This is a genomic window from Rhizobium sp. WW_1 (assembly GCF_003610155.1).
Lineage (GTDB): Bacteria > Pseudomonadota > Alphaproteobacteria > Rhizobiales > Rhizobiaceae > Rhizobium > Rhizobium tropici_A.
This window is the reverse complement of sequence record NZ_RAIN01000001.1, coordinates 71,469-86,314: the sequence shown is the minus strand read 5'-3', so window position 1 is coordinate 86,314 and position 14,846 is coordinate 71,469. Positions and strand designations below refer to the sequence as shown.

Genomic DNA, 14,846 nt, shown 5'->3' with positions numbered 1-14,846 from the left:
CGGCGCTCGCCGCAGGCAGGGATGGACATAATGACTGGACTGCTCAGTTCCTATATTCCGATAGCGATTTTCATTGGTATTGCCCTGGTGATTGGCCTGGCGCTGTTGATCACGCCGTTTGCCGTCGCCTTCAAGGCGCCTGACTCTGAAAAGCTTTCGGCTTATGAATGCGGCTTCAACGCATTCGATGACGCCCGCATGAAGTTCGATATCCGCTTCTATCTGGTATCGATTCTCTTCATCATCTTCGACCTGGAAGTCGCCTTCCTCTTCCCATGGGCTGTATCCTTCGGTGCGATCGGCTGGTTCGGATTCTGGTCGATGATGGTGTTCCTCGCGGTGCTGACCATCGGCTTTATCTATGAATGGAAGAAGGGAGCCCTGGAATGGGAGTAGCTCCAAGCAACACGACGCTCGTGGCGCCGCAGCCGAAGGGGATCATCGATCCCGCGACCGGCCGGCCGGTCGGCAGCAACGATCCGTTTTTCGGCGAGATCAACAATGAGCTCGCCGACAAGGGCTTTCTGGTCACTTCGACCGATGAGCTGATCAACTGGGCCCGCACCGGCTCCCTGATGTGGATGACCTTCGGTCTCGCCTGCTGCGCCGTTGAGATGATGCAGGTCTCCATGCCGCGTTACGACGTCGAGCGCTTTGGCTTTGCCCCGCGCGCTTCGCCGCGCCAGTCCGACGTCATGATCGTCGCCGGCACGCTGACCAACAAGATGGCGCCTGCGCTCCGCAAGGTCTATGACCAGATGCCCGAGCCGCGTTACGTCATCTCGATGGGCTCCTGCGCCAATGGCGGCGGCTACTATCATTATTCCTATTCCGTCGTACGCGGATGCGACCGTGTCGTTCCGATCGACATTTATATTCCGGGCTGTCCTCCCACGGCGGAAGCGCTGCTTTACGGCGTGCTTCTGCTGCAGAAGAAGATCCGGCGCACCGGCACGATCGAACGGTAAGGCAGGGGACAAGGTATCATGAGTGAAGCCCTGAACGAGCTCGCCGCCTACCTCACGGAAGTTCGCAGCGCCTTGATCTCGTCGAGCGAGATCAAGTACGGCGAACTGAATGTGACGACGACGACCGAAAACGTTATCGCCCTTTTGACGTTCCTGCGGGACGACGCCAAGTGCGGCTTCGTCAACATGACGGACATCTGCGGCGTCGACTGGCCGCAGCGCGCTGAGCGCTTCGACGTGGTCTATCATCTGCTGTCGCCGAAGAAGAACCTGCGCATCCGCATCAAGGTCCCGGTCGGCGAGGATCAGCCAGTTCCATCGGCCTGTGGCATCTATCCCGGCGCCGACTGGTTCGAGCGCGAAACCTGGGACATGTACGGTGTTCTCTTCACCGGGCATCCGGATCTGCGCCGCATCCTGACGGACTACGGTTTCGAAGGCCATCCGCTGCGCAAGGATTTTCCGACGACCGGTTTCGTCGAAGTTCGCTATGATGATGCCGCCAAGCGCGTCGTCTACGAGCCGGTGGAACTGAAGCAGGAATTCCGCAACTTCGACTTCCTGTCGCCGTGGGAGGGCACCGACTACGTGCTCCCGGGTGACGAGAAGGCGAAGGCCTGATCGATGGCGTGTGGCGGGCTTCTGCCTGCCATTCTCTGAAATTCTGAAAACGCGAGCATCGCCGCCATGACAGAACATAACGTTCGCAACTTCAACATCAATTTCGGTCCGCAGCATCCGGCTGCGCACGGCGTTTTGCGTCTTGTCCTCGAACTGGACGGCGAAATTGTGGAACGCGTCGATCCCCATATCGGCCTGCTGCATCGCGGCACTGAAAAGCTGATCGAGACGAAGACCTACCTTCAGGCCGTTCCTTACTTCGACCGCCTCGACTACGTCGCGCCGATGAACCAGGAACATGCCTATGCGCTGGCCGTCGAAAAGCTGCTCGGCATCGACATCCCGATCCGTGGCCAGCTGATCCGCGTTCTCTACTCGGAAATCGGCCGTATCCTGTCGCATCTCCTGAACGTCACGACGCAGGCCATGGACGTCGGCGCGCTGACGCCGCCGCTATGGGGCTTCGAAGAGCGCGAAAAGCTGATGGTGTTCTATGAGCGCGCTTCCGGCTCGCGCATGCACGCAGCCTATGTCCGCCCGGGCGGCGTTCACCAGGATCTTCCCGAAAAGCTCGTGCAGGATATCGGCGACTGGTGCGATCCCTTCCTGAAGGCGCTCGACGATATCGATGATCTTCTGACCGGCAACCGCATCTTCAAGCAGCGCAACGTCGATATCGGCGTGGTCTCGCTGGAAGACTGTTGGGCCTGGGGCTTCTCCGGTGTCATGGTTCGCGGCTCGGGCGCCGCATGGGACCTGCGCAAGGCTCAGCCCTACGAATGCTACTCCGATCTCGAATTCGACATTCCGATCGGCAAGAACGGCGATTGCTACGACCGTTACCTCATCCGCATGATCGAAATGCGCGAATCCGTCCGCATCATGAAGCAGTGCGTCAATCGCCTGCTGGGTGATGCGAAGACCGGACCGGTTTCGTCGCTGGACGGCAAGGTCGTTCCGCCGAAGCGCGGCGAGATGAAGCGCTCGATGGAAGCGCTCATTCACCACTTCAAGCTTTACACCGAAGGCTATCACGTGCCGGCCGGTGAGGTTTATGCCGCCGTCGAAGCGCCGAAGGGCGAGTTCGGCGTCTACCTCGTCTCCGACGGTTCCAACAAGCCGTATCGCTGCAAGATCCGTGCGCCGGGCTACGCGCATCTGCAGGCCATGGACTTCATGTGCCGCGGCCATCAGCTTGCCGACGTCGCGGCCGTGCTGGGTTCGCTCGATATCGTGTTCGGTGAGGTGGATCGTTAATGCGAGCTTGGCAGGTCGTCATTCCGGCGCTTCTGGTCGCCTCTGGTGCCTCGGCACAGCAGGCCGCCAAGACGCAGGGCCTGCCGAGCATCAATCTGCAGGGTTCGAATGCAATCAGCACGAATTCTGCGAAGGGTGGAAATGAGGTTGGGTCGGGCGGAGATTCGACCATGGCCGATCTCCTTTCCCGCGGTTACGAAATCAAGGCCGCTGTGCCGAACGGCGGCAAGTTCGTTGTGTTTATGCAGAAAGACCAGTCGGCCTATGCCTGCGAATTCTCGTCTCTGACGAATACGCGGTGTGGGTCCTTAAACTGAGATAAGGCGTGAAAGATGTCCGTTCGTCGACTAGCCGAAGATCAATTCCAGCCTGCTGCCTTCGCCTTCAACAAGGAGAATGCGGTCTGGGCTGAAAAGACGATCCAGAAATATCCTGATGGTCGCCAGCAATCCGCGATCATCCCGCTGATGATGCGCGCGCAGGAGCAGGAAGGCTGGGTCACGAAGGCGGCTATCGAAACGATCGCCGACATGCTCGACATGGCCTATATCCGGGCGCTGGAAGTTGCGACCTTCTATACGCAGTTCCAGCTGAACCCGGTCGGCACGCGCGCCCACGTTCAGGTCTGTGGCACGACGCCCTGTATGTTGCGCGGTGCCGAGGGGCTGATCAAGGTCTGCAAGAGCCGGATCAACGACCATGCCTTCGACCGCAACGCTGACGGCACTCTTTCCTGGGAAGAGGTTGAATGTCAGGGCGCCTGCGTCAACGCACCGATGGTGGTGATCGGCAAGGATACCTATGAGGATCTGACGCCGGCACGTCTCGAAGAGATCATCGATGCGTTCGCCGCAGGCAAGGGCCATGAAATCCAGACCGGTCCGCAGATCGATCGCGTTTTCTCGGCTCCGGAAGGTGGCTTGACGTCGCTGCTTTCGGATGAGGCGAAGGCAAAGAGCGTGGCGAGCAAGACGGCCAAGGCCACAGCCGAAGCCGTGGCGACGCCGCCGTCCGAAATCGCGCCGGAGAAGGCCGATGCTGCGAAGAAGCCGTCGCTTGACGACAAGGATCGTCCCGCTGGTATCGAAAGACCCGCGCAGCCGGATGATCTGCAGCTCATTTCAGGTGTCGGCCCGAAGATCGAGGGGACCTTGCATGAGCTCGGTATCTTTACTTTCGCGCAGATTGCGAGCTGGCATGAGGCCGAGCGCCATTGGGTTGACGGCTATCTGAATTTCAAGGGCCGGATCGAACGAGACGAATGGGTCAGGCAGGCTGAGGCACTCGCTAAGGGTGGCGAAGCGGAATATATCAAGGTCTTCGGCAAGAAGCCGCGGTAAGAGGTGAAGCATGTTACAGGATCAGGATCGCATCTTTACCAATATCTACGGCCTCAAGGACAAATCCCTCAAGGGCGCGATGTCGCGCGGCCATTGGGACGGCACGAAGCAAATTCTCGAAAAGGGCCGTGACTGGATCATCAACGAGATGAAGGCTTCAGGCCTTCGCGGTCGTGGCGGCGCAGGCTTCCCGACCGGTCTCAAGTGGTCCTTCATGCCGAAGGAAAGTGACGGTCGCCCGCATTATCTCGTCGTCAACGCCGACGAGTCCGAACCGGGCACCTGCAAGGACCGCGATATCATGCGCCACGATCCGCATACGCTGATCGAAGGCTGTGTCATCGCCGGTTTCGCCATGGGTGCGAATGCCGCGTATATCTATGTCCGCGGCGAGTACATGCGCGAGCGCGAAGCCCTGCAGGCTGCGATCGATGAGTGCTACGATGCTGGATTGCTGGGAAAAAACAACAAGCTCGGCTGGGATTTTGATGTTTACGTTCATCATGGCGCCGGTGCTTATATCTGCGGCGAAGAAACCGCGCTGCTCGAAAGCCTGGAAGGCAAGAAGGGCCAGCCGCGCCTGAAGCCGCCGTTCCCGGCCAATATGGGTCTTTACGGCTGCCCGACCACCGTCAACAACGTCGAGTCCATCGCCGTTGCTCCGACGATCCTGCGCCGCGGCGCCGGCTGGTTCTCGTCCTTCGGCCGTCCGAACAATGTCGGCACCAAGCTGTTCATGCTCTCCGGTCACGTCAATCGTCCCTGCACGGTCGAGGAGACGATGGGCATTACCTTCCGCGAGCTGGTCGAAAAGCATGGCGGCGGCATTCGCGGCGGCTGGGACAATCTGCTTGCCGTCATTCCGGGCGGCGCATCGTGCCCGGTCGTTCCGGCAGCTGACATCATCGACTGCCCGATGGATTTCGACGGCCTGCGCGACGTCAAGTCGTCCTTCGGCACGGCCGCCGCGATCGTCATGGACAAGTCCACCGACATCATCAAGGCCATCGCCCGCATCTCGGCCTTCTTCAAGCATGAGAGCTGCGGCCAGTGTACGCCGTGCCGCGAAGGCACGGGCTGGATGTGGCGCGTTCTGGAACGTATGGCTCGCGGCAACGCGCAGAAGCGCGAGATCGACATGCTGTTCCAGGTGACGAAGCAGATCGAAGGTCATACTATCTGTGCGCTCGGTGACGCAGCCGCATGGCCGGTGCAGGGCCTGATCCGCAACTTCCGTCCCGAGATCGAGAAGCGCATCGACCAGTATACCGCCAACGCGACGAGCCGCGGCGCGGTGCTGGAAGCAGCGGAGTAAGGATCGATGATGGCGAAGACCAAGGATATCAGGCAGGACAACGGAGCGACCGGTAATGCATCGGCCGATCTTGGTCGTGTCGCCGCCGGTATCTTTGGGAACGCGCCGATCATGCCGATCCACCCGCTGATGGCCCATCCGGCTGCAGCCATTGCTGCGGTCACTGCGATCGGCTTCGGCTTTTCCTCGCAGATGGCAGGCGCATTCCTGGGGGCTTTCCAGGGCGCCGTCGAAGCGACCACCAGGCTCGCCGAAGCTTTGGAAGACGAAAAGCATGAGCCTGAAGCTGCTGCAAAGCCGGCCGCTGCGAATGGCGGGGCAGGGGACGATAGGCCTGTCGAGGTAGCGACCGTTGCCAAGGCGGTTGCGCCGAAGCCAGTTGCACCAAAGCCGGCTGCTGCAAGGCAGAAGCCGGTTTCAGCGAAGAAAGCCGAGCCGAAGCCTGCTGTTACGGCGCCTAAGGTCGCGACGACAACTGCAAAGAAGACGGCTAAGGTTGAAGTTGCTACGCCGGCTGCCGCAAAGAAGGTTGAAGTTGCAGCGCCAGTCGCCGCAAAGACAGGTCCCGTGCGCGGCCGCAAGGCTGCCGAGAAGGCCGATGACCTGAAGCGGATTTCGGGCATCGGTCCGAAGCTGGAGCAGGTGCTGAACGGACGCGACATCAAGCGCTTTGCCGATATCGCCGCCTGGAGCGATGCGGATGTCGAGCGGATCGATGCGGAATTCGGTTTTGACGGCCGCATCCGCCGTGATGACTGGGTCGGTCAGGCAAAGGCGCTGCTGCCGAAGGGCCGGAGTTGAGATTTTCCTCGGCCGTATCGACGGGCCGGGGAGTGCGAATGAAGGCGGTGGAGACTGTGCGGGCAGGGCCTCGCATATCTTGATCGCAACGCGGGTCTTGTGGGGACAAGGCTTGGCAAAGCTTATTGTGAGCGAACCGGTGCCATGCGGTTTCAAGCCGCGCCGGTGGCAATCCGGTTTGCGATCATGAAATTGTCTGCGGCCAGGTTGGGCTGAAGACGTGACATAGGACTGAGTGGACGATGGTAAAACTGAAGATTGACGGTAAAGAGATCGAAGTTCCGGATCACTTCACGCTTATCCAGGCGTGCGAGGAAGCCGGCGCCGAAGTCCCGCGCTTCTGCTTCCATGAACGACTGTCGGTGGCCGGCAATTGCCGCATGTGCCTCGTCGAGGTAAAGGGCGGCCCGCCGAAGCCGCAGGCATCCTGCGCCATGGGCGTTCGCGATATCCGCGGTGGACCGAACGGCGAGCTTCCGGAAGTCTTCACCAACACGCCGATGGTCAAGAAGGCCCGCGAAGGCGTGATGGAATTCCTGCTCATCAACCATCCGCTGGATTGCCCGATCTGCGACCAGGGCGGCGAATGCGACCTGCAGGACCAGGCCATGGCCTTCGGCATCGATAGTTCGCGCTATCAGGAAGACAAGCGCGCGGTCGAAGACAAGTATATCGGCCCGCTCGTCAAGACCGTGATGAACCGCTGCATTCACTGCACGCGCTGCGTCCGCTTCACGACTGAGGTCGCCGGCATTTCCGAGCTTGGCCTCATCGGCCGCGGCGAAGATGCCGAAATCACCACCTATCTCGAGCAGGCGATGACCTCCGAGCTGCAGGGCAACGTCGTTGACCTTTGCCCGGTCGGCGCGCTGACCTCGAAGCCCTTCGCCTTCACGGCTCGCCCGTGGGAACTGAACAAGACCGAATCGATCGACGTCATGGATGCTCTCGGCTCGGCGATCCGCGTCGATACGCGCGGCCGCGAAGTCATGCGCGTTCTGCCGAGGGTCAACGAGCAGATCAACGAAGAGTGGATCTCCGACAAGACCCGTTTCATCTGGGACGGCCTGAAGACACAGCGCCTCGACAAGCCCTACGTCCGCAAGGACGGCCGCCTGCAGCCGGCAAGCTGGAGCGATGCCTTCGCCGCCATCAAGTCGGCAGTTTCCGCCACCAGCGGCGACAAGATCGGCGCCATCGCTGGCGATCTGGCTTCGGTCGAGGAAATGTACGCTCTCGGCGAACTGTTGAAATCGCTGGGATCGGAAAATCTCGACTGTCGCCAGGACGGGACGGCGCTTGATCCGTCGCTCGGCCGCGCAAGCTACATCTTCAACCCGAGCATCCAGGGTATCGAAGCAGCCGACGCGCTGCTGATCGTCGGCGCCAACCCGCGCGCCGAAGCAGCTGTCATGAACTCGCGCATCCGCAAGCGCTGGCGCCGCGGCAAGTTCCCGATCGGCGTAATCGGTGAAGCCGCCGACCTTCGCTATTCCTATGACTATCTCGGCGCTGGTCCGGATACGCTGGCCGATCTCGTCAGCGGCTCGCACAGCTTCGCCGAGGTGCTGAAGAACGCGCAGAAGCCGATGATCATCATCGGGCAGGGCGCCCTGACGCGCGAAGACGGTGCAGAAGTGCTGGCGAATGCCGCCAAGCTTGCTGCCGCCGTCGGTGTCGTCAAGGACGGCTGGAACGGCTTCGCGGTGCTGCACACGGCAGCCGCCCGCGTCGGCGGCCTCGACCTCGGCTTCGTGCCGGGTGCCAAGGGCGTCAATGCCGCCGCGATGCTGTCGTCGATGGATGTCCTCTTTTTGCTCGGCGCCGATGAGCTCGACTTCAGCCGCAAGGGCGCGAAGTTTACTGTTTATATCGGCTCGCACGGCGACAACGGCGCCCAGAACGCCGATGTCATCCTGCCGGCCGCAGCCTACACCGAAAAGTCGGGCACCTGGGTCAATACCGAAGGCCGCGTCCAGATGGGCAATCGCGCCGGTTTCGCACCGGGCGACGCCCGCGAGGACTGGGCCATCATCCGCGCCCTTTCCGACGTACTCGGCAAGAAGCTTCCCTTTGATTCGCTGAGGGAATTGCGCGCGAAGCTCTATGCAGCCTTCCCGCATTTCGCCGGTATCGACGAGATTGCCGAAGGCGATAGCGCCCAAATTGCCGCAGTTGCGAAAAAAGCCGGCGCGATGGGCAAATCGGCATTTGCTTCGCCGATCAAAGACTTCTATTTGACGAACCCGATAACGCGCGCATCGGCTGTCATGGCCGAGTGCTCGGCATTGGCCCGCAACAATTTCCACGTTGCGGCAGAGTAAGGGCACAGGACTATGGATTCATTCGTTTCGACCTATCTCTGGCCGGCGCTGATCATGATCGGCCAGTCCCTGCTGCTCCTGGTCTGCCTGCTGATTTTCATCGCTTACATTCTGCTTGCCGACCGCAAGATCTGGGCTGCCGTGCAGCTGCGTCGCGGCCCGAACGTCGTCGGCCCCTTCGGCCTGTTCCAGTCCTTCGCTGACTTGCTGAAGTTCATGTTCAAAGAGCCGATCATCCCGGCCGGCGCCAACAAGACAGTGTTCCTGCTCGCACCGCTGGTTTCCGTGGTGCTGGCGCTCTCCACCTGGGCCGTCGTGCCAGTGGCGCAGAACTGGGTCGTCGCCGACATCAACGTCGGCATTCTCTACATTCTCGCGATCTCGTCGCTCGAAGTGTACGGCATCATCATGGGCGGCTGGGCTTCGAACTCGAAGTACCCGTTCCTCGGCGCGCTTCGTTCGGCTGCGCAGATGGTGTCCTACGAAGTCTCGATCGGCCTCGTCATCGTCACCGTGCTGCTTTGCGTCGGTTCGCTGAACCTGACGGATATCGTGCTGTCGCAGCAGACGGGCCTCGGCACCAAGCTCGGCCTGCCGGCCTCGTTCCTCGACTGGCACTGGCTGTCGCTGTTCCCGATGTTCATCGTGTTCTTCATTTCGGCGCTCGCTGAAACGAACCGTCCGCCCTTTGACCTTCCGGAAGCGGAATCGGAGCTGGTTGCCGGCTTCATGGTGGAATACGGTTCGTCGCCGTACATGATGTTCATGCTCGGCGAATATGCCGCCGTCGTCCTGATGTGCTCGCTGACGACGATCCTCTTCCTCGGCGGCTGGCTGCCTCCGGTCGATATCTGGATCCTGAACTGGGTTCCGGGCATCATCTGGTTCCTGCTGAAGTCTTGCTTTGTGTTCTTCATGTTCGCGATGGTGAAGGCATTCGTGCCGCGCTACCGCTATGACCAGCTCATGCGTCTCGGCTGGAAGGTTTTCCTGCCGCTGTCGCTCGCCATGGTCGTTATCGTTGCATTCGTGCTGAAGCTGACGGGATGGGCATGATGATGTCGATCCTCGCTTCAAGCAGATTTGGAGGTTGAAGATGGCCGGAATTTCCAACGCCGTCAGCTCGCTGTTCCTCAAGGAATTTGTCGGCGCATTCTTTTTGTCGATGCGTTACTTCTTCAAGCAGAAGGCAACGATCAACTACCCGTTCGAAAAGGGGCCGGTCAGCCCGCGCTTCCGCGGCGAACATGCGCTGCGTCGTTACCCGAACGGCGAAGAGCGTTGCATCGCCTGCAAGCTCTGCGAAGCCATCTGTCCTGCCCAGGCCATCACCATCGAAGCCGGGCCGCGCCGCAACGACGGCACCCGCCGCACGGTGCGTTACGACATCGACATGGTGAAGTGCATCTATTGCGGCTTCTGCCAAGAGGCATGCCCGGTCGACGCCATCGTCGAAGGGCCGAACTTCGAATTCGCCACCGAGACCCGCGAAGAACTCTATTTCGACAAGGCGCGGCTCTTGGACAATGGCGACCGCTGGGAACGCGAAATCGCGCACAACATCGCGATGGATTCGCCGTACCGCTGAGCGGAGTTTTGAATATGCCGTGACAGGCGACCGATTGTCGCCGTCGCGGTTGAATCTAGACCGGAGCTTTGCCGGACGAAAGTCCGACCGAGCTCCATCGGGCAGGGGATACTCCCTGCTGCCCGGGGGAAGACGAAAAAGGCACCAACATGGGTCTGCAGGCTCTTTTTTTCTATATCTTCGCCTTTGTCGCTGTGGCGTCGGCGTTCATGGTCATCTCGGCGCGGAATCCGGTCCATTCGGTCCTGTTCCTCATCCTGGTTTTCTTCAACGCGGCCGGCCTGTTCCTCCTGATGGGGGCTGAGTTCCTGGCGATGATCCTGCTGGTCGTTTATGTCGGCGCCGTGGCGGTTCTCTTCCTTTTCGTCGTCATGATGCTCGATATCGACTTTTCGGAGCTCAGGGCCGGCATTCTGGAATATGCCCCGATCGGCGCTTTGATCGGCATCATTCTCGCGGCTGAGCTCATCGTCGTCATCGGCGGCAGCGTGATTTCGCCGACGATCGCCAAGTCCGTCGCCATGCCGATCCCGGCCGTGACGCAGCGGACGAACACTGCCGCCCTCGGCGACGTGCTTTACACCAACTACGTTTATTTCTTCGAAATCGCCGGCCTTGTGCTGCTGGTGGCGATGATCGGCGCGATCGTTCTGACGCTGAAGCATCGCACACACATCAAGCGCCAGAATATTTCCCAACAGGTCGCCCGCACGCCCGCGACCGCCGTCGAGGTGGTTAAGGTCAAGCCGGGGCAGGGCGTCTGAGGCGAGGCACGGGGATCAAAGGAACAAGAACATGGTCATCGGACTTTCCCATTACCTGACGGTCAGCGCCATCCTCTTCGTGCTCGGCGTTTTCGGTATCTTTCTCAACCGCAAGAACGTCATCATCATCCTGATGTCGGTCGAACTCATATTGCTCGCGGTCAACATCAACATGGTCGCCTTCTCGTCGTTCCTCAACGACATCGTCGGCCAGGTTTTCGCTCTGTTCATTTTGACCGTCGCCGCGGCTGAAGCCGCGATCGGTCTTGCAATTCTCGTCGTCTTCTACCGCAACCGCGGCTCCATCGCGGTTGAAGACGTCAACGTGATGAAGGGCTGATACAGCTATGTTCTTATATAAGGCTATCGTCTTTCTTCCCCTGATTGGCGCGATCATAGCAGGGCTTTTCGGCCGGGCGATCGGCGCCAAGGCTTCGGAATATGTCACCACCGGCCTGATGATCATCGCGGCCATTCTGTCGTGGGTCGTCTTCTTCACGGTGGCGCTCGGCCACACGGATGGTCCGATCAAGGTCGAAGTCCTGCGCTGGATACAGTCCGGCGGCATCGACGTCTCCTGGTCGTTGCGCGTCGATACGCTCACCTCGGTGATGCTGATCGTTGTGAACTCGGTTTCGACCCTGGTTCACGTCTACTCGATCGGATACATGCACCACGACCCGCATCGTCCGCGCTTCTTCGCATATCTCTCGCTCTTCACCTTCGCCATGCTGATGCTGGTGACGTCCGACAACCTCGCCCAGATGTTCTTTGGCTGGGAAGGCGTCGGTCTGGCCTCCTATCTGCTGATCGGCTTCTGGTTCAAGAAGCCGTCCGCCTCCGCAGCAGCGATCAAGGCCTTCATCGTCAACCGCGTCGGCGACTTCGGCTTCGTGCTCGGCATTGCCGGCGTCTTCGTCCTCTTCGGCTCGATCAATTTCGACGTGATCTTCGCTAACGCCCAGAGCTTTGCCTCGGGGCAGGGCGGCCAGTCCAGTGACATCGTGCTCAACTTCCTGGGCATGCATCTCGATCGCGGTCACGCCCTGACGGCCGTCTGCCTGCTGCTCTTCATGGGCGCAATGGGTAAGTCGGCGCAGTTCCTGCTGCACACCTGGCTGCCGGACGCCATGGAAGGCCCGACGCCGGTATCGGCGCTCATCCATGCCGCAACGATGGTCACCGCCGGCGTCTTCCTCGTCGCCCGCATGTCGCCGATCTTTGAACTGTCGCAGGATGCGTTGACCGTCGTCACCGTCATCGGCGCGATAACGGCCTTCTTCGCCGCGACCGTCGGCCTCGTGCAGAACGACATCAAGCGCGTCATCGCTTATTCGACCTGTTCGCAGCTCGGCTACATGTTCGTCGCCCTCGGCGTCGGCGCTTACGGCGCGGCCATTTTCCATCTCTTCACGCACGCCTTCTTCAAGGCTCTGCTCTTCCTTTGCGCCGGCTCGGTCATCCACGCCGTCGACGGCGAGCAGGATATGCGGCATATGGGTGGTCTTCGCACACACATCAAGAAGACCTACTGGATGATGATTATCGGCACGCTGGCGATCACCGGCGTCGGCATTCCGCTGACCCATATCGGTTTTGCCGGTTTCATCTCGAAGGATGCGATCATCCTGGCGGCTTTCGCCTCGCATAACGCAGCCGCCGGTTTCGCCTTCACGCTGCTGGTCATTGCGGCAATGTTCACCAGCTTCTACTCCTGGCGCCTGATCTTCATGACCTTCTTCGGCAAGCCGCGCGCTTCGCACGAAGTCATGCATCATGTGCATGAATCGCCGAACGTCATGCTGATCCCGCTTTACCTGTTGGCGATCGGTGCTGTCGGCGCCGGCATGTATTTCAACGCGGATTTCGTCGGCCATGCCTACGAGGAATTCTGGAAGCATGCGCTGTTCACGCTCCCGGACAACAAGATCCTCGAGGAAATGGAACATGCGCCTGTTTGGGTTGAGCTCAGCCCCTTCATCGCCATGCTGCTCGGCCTCGTGACCGCCTGGTATTTCTACATCAAGTCGCCGGAGACGCCGCGCAAGCTCGCTCAGCAGCAGCACGTGCTCTACGAGTTCCTGTTGAACAAGTGGTACTTCGACGAGCTCTACGATTTCCTCTTCGTCCGTTCCGCCAAGGCGCTTGGCCGCTTCCTCTGGAAGAAGGGCGACGTGGGCGTCATCGACACCATCGGCCCGAACGGCATCGCCGCCCGCGTCGTGGATGTCACCAACCGCGTCGTGCGCCTGCAGACCGGCTACCTCTATCACTATGCTTTCGCGATGCTGCTCGGCATTGCTGCCCTCGTTACTTGGATGATGCTCGGGAGTTCCCTCTGATGACCGATTGGCCCATTCTTTCAACGGTCACGTTCCTGCCGCTGGTGGGCGTCCTTCTCCTGCTGTTCACGCAGGAGAACGGTGCCAACGGCCGCCGGAACATCCTGAACATCTCGCTGGCGACGACCATCGTTACCTTCATCGTATCGCTGTTCGTCTGGATCTGGTTCGATAATGCCAATCCAGGCTTTCAGATGGTCGAAAAGCGCGAGTGGCTGACCACCGGCATCAGCTATCACATGGGCGTCGACGGCATCTCCATGCTGTTCGTCATCCTGTCCACCTTCCTGATGCCCTTCTGCGTGCTGGCAAGCTGGCTCTCGGTCGAAAAGCGTCTGAAGGACTACATGATCGCCTTCCTCGTCCTCGAGACGATGATGATCGGCGTGTTCGTCTCGCTGGATATCGTGCTGTTCTACGTCTTCTTCGAAGCCGGCCTCATCCCGATGTTCCTGATCATCGGCGTCTGGGGCGGCAAGGACCGCGTCTACGCCAGCTACAAGTTCTTCCTCTACACGCTGCTCGGCTCGGTGCTGATGCTGCTCGCGATCATGGCGATGTACTGGCAGGCCGGCACGACGGACATCCCGACGCTGCTCGCCTATAAGTTCCCGCCGCAGCTGCAGACGTGGCTCTGGCTGGCCTTCTTCGCCTCATTCGCGGTGAAGATGCCGATGTGGCCCGTTCACACCTGGCTTCCCGACGCGCACGTTCAGGCGCCGACGGCTGGCTCCGTGATCCTGGCAGGCGTCCTCCTGAAGCTCGGCGGCTATGGTCTCATCCGCTTCTCGCTCGGCATGTTCCCGAATGCTTCGGAATATTTCGCGCCGCTCGTCTTCGCGCTGTCCGTTATCGCCATCATCTACACCTCGCTGGTGGCGCTGATGCAGGAAGACATCAAGAAGCTGATCGCCTATTCCTCGGTCGCCCACATGGGCTATGTGACGATGGGTATCTTCGCGGCCAACCAGCAGGGCGTCCAGGGCGCGATCTTCCAGATGCTGTCGCACGGCATCGTCTCGGGCGCGCTCTTCCTCTGCGTCGGCGTGATCTACGACCGCACCCATACCCGCGAAATCGCGGCTTATGGCGGCCTGGTCAACAACATGCCGAAATATGCCGTTGCCATGATGGTCTTCACCATGGCCAATGTCGGTCTGCCTGGCACCTCCGGCTTCATCGGCGAATTCCTGACCCTGATCGGCGTCTTCCGCGTCAACACCTGGGTTGCGCTGTTTGCCGCGACGGGCGTGATCCTGTCGGCCGCCTACGCTCTCTGGCTCTACCGCCGCGTCATTTTCGGCGCGCTGGAGAAGGAAAACCTGAAGAAGCTGCTGGATCTGTCGCCGCGTGAACAGCTGATCCTTTATCCGCTGATCGCATTGACGATCCTCTTCGGCGTCTACCCGGCTCCGATCTTCGATGCCACGGCGGCGTCGGTTGATATGCTGGTGAACAATTATACCGCTGCCCTGCACGCTGCGCAGAATGTTGCGCTGTCGATGAATTGATGACGGGACCTATTC

Annotated in this window: 15 protein-coding genes; all 15 read left to right on the top strand. The window is 60.3% G+C overall.

What is annotated here, in order from left to right:
* Positions 1-30: 30 nt before the first annotated feature.
* On the top strand, positions 31-396 hold the full coding sequence (locus BJ928_RS00420) for an NADH-quinone oxidoreductase subunit A (protein ID WP_034489570.1): 366 nt from the start codon (positions 31-33) through the stop codon (positions 394-396).
* Entirely contained in the window at positions 387-968 is a 582-nt protein-coding gene (locus tag BJ928_RS00415; RefSeq protein WP_015339504.1) for an NADH-quinone oxidoreductase subunit B, read from the top strand. The genes BJ928_RS00420 and BJ928_RS00415 overlap by 10 nt, the downstream gene beginning before the upstream one ends.
* A gap of 18 nt (positions 969-986) precedes the next feature.
* On the top strand, positions 987-1,589 hold the full coding sequence (locus BJ928_RS00410; RefSeq protein WP_047627060.1) for an NADH-quinone oxidoreductase subunit C: 603 nt from the start codon (positions 987-989) through the stop codon (positions 1,587-1,589).
* A gap of 66 nt (positions 1,590-1,655) precedes the next feature.
* Positions 1,656-2,846 carry an NADH-quinone oxidoreductase subunit D gene (locus tag BJ928_RS00405; RefSeq protein ID WP_047627059.1) on the top strand — a complete coding sequence of 397 codons (1,191 nt, stop codon included), beginning with the start codon at positions 1,656-1,658 and terminating at the stop codon, positions 2,844-2,846.
* A complete protein-coding gene (locus BJ928_RS00400) occupies positions 2,846-3,163 on the top strand; it encodes a hypothetical protein (RefSeq protein ID WP_047627058.1) in 318 nt (105 codons plus the stop codon). The genes BJ928_RS00405 and BJ928_RS00400 overlap by 1 nt, the downstream gene beginning before the upstream one ends.
* A gap of 15 nt (positions 3,164-3,178) precedes the next feature.
* Positions 3,179-4,186: an NADH-quinone oxidoreductase subunit NuoE gene (gene nuoE / locus BJ928_RS00395; protein WP_047627057.1), complete on the top strand. Its 1,008-nt coding sequence runs from the start codon at positions 3,179-3,181 to the stop codon at positions 4,184-4,186.
* Between the two features lie 10 nt (positions 4,187-4,196).
* Positions 4,197-5,501 carry an NADH-quinone oxidoreductase subunit NuoF gene (nuoF, locus tag BJ928_RS00390; RefSeq protein ID WP_047627056.1) on the top strand — a complete coding sequence of 435 codons (1,305 nt, stop codon included), beginning with the start codon at positions 4,197-4,199 and terminating at the stop codon, positions 5,499-5,501.
* Positions 5,502-5,510: 9 nt separating this feature from the next.
* Positions 5,511-6,302: an NADH-ubiquinone oxidoreductase gene (locus tag BJ928_RS00385; RefSeq protein WP_052227486.1), complete on the top strand. Its 792-nt coding sequence runs from the start codon at positions 5,511-5,513 to the stop codon at positions 6,300-6,302.
* Between the two features lie 242 nt (positions 6,303-6,544).
* Positions 6,545-8,626 (top strand): NADH-quinone oxidoreductase subunit NuoG, encoded by a 2,082-nt coding sequence (gene nuoG / locus BJ928_RS00380; protein WP_047627054.1) that lies wholly within the window; start codon positions 6,545-6,547, stop codon positions 8,624-8,626.
* A 12-nt stretch (positions 8,627-8,638) separates the two neighbouring features.
* Positions 8,639-9,682: an NADH-quinone oxidoreductase subunit NuoH gene (gene nuoH / locus BJ928_RS00375; RefSeq protein WP_047627053.1), complete on the top strand. Its 1,044-nt coding sequence runs from the start codon at positions 8,639-8,641 to the stop codon at positions 9,680-9,682.
* Positions 9,683-9,722: 40 nt separating this feature from the next.
* On the top strand, positions 9,723-10,214 hold the full coding sequence (gene nuoI, locus BJ928_RS00370; RefSeq protein ID WP_047627052.1) for an NADH-quinone oxidoreductase subunit NuoI: 492 nt from the start codon (positions 9,723-9,725) through the stop codon (positions 10,212-10,214).
* 149 nt (positions 10,215-10,363) lie between these two features.
* On the top strand, positions 10,364-10,978 hold the full coding sequence (locus BJ928_RS00365) for an NADH-quinone oxidoreductase subunit J (protein WP_047627051.1): 615 nt from the start codon (positions 10,364-10,366) through the stop codon (positions 10,976-10,978).
* A 31-nt stretch (positions 10,979-11,009) separates the two neighbouring features.
* Positions 11,010-11,318 carry an NADH-quinone oxidoreductase subunit NuoK gene (nuoK, locus tag BJ928_RS00360; RefSeq protein ID WP_007689961.1) on the top strand — a complete coding sequence of 103 codons (309 nt, stop codon included), beginning with the start codon at positions 11,010-11,012 and terminating at the stop codon, positions 11,316-11,318.
* 7 nt (positions 11,319-11,325) lie between these two features.
* Positions 11,326-13,320: an NADH-quinone oxidoreductase subunit L gene (gene nuoL, locus BJ928_RS00355; protein ID WP_047627050.1), complete on the top strand. Its 1,995-nt coding sequence runs from the start codon at positions 11,326-11,328 to the stop codon at positions 13,318-13,320.
* A complete protein-coding gene (locus BJ928_RS00350) occupies positions 13,320-14,831 on the top strand; it encodes an NADH-quinone oxidoreductase subunit M (RefSeq protein ID WP_047627049.1) in 1,512 nt (503 codons plus the stop codon). The genes nuoL and BJ928_RS00350 overlap by 1 nt, the downstream gene beginning before the upstream one ends.
* Positions 14,832-14,846 lie beyond the last annotated feature (15 nt).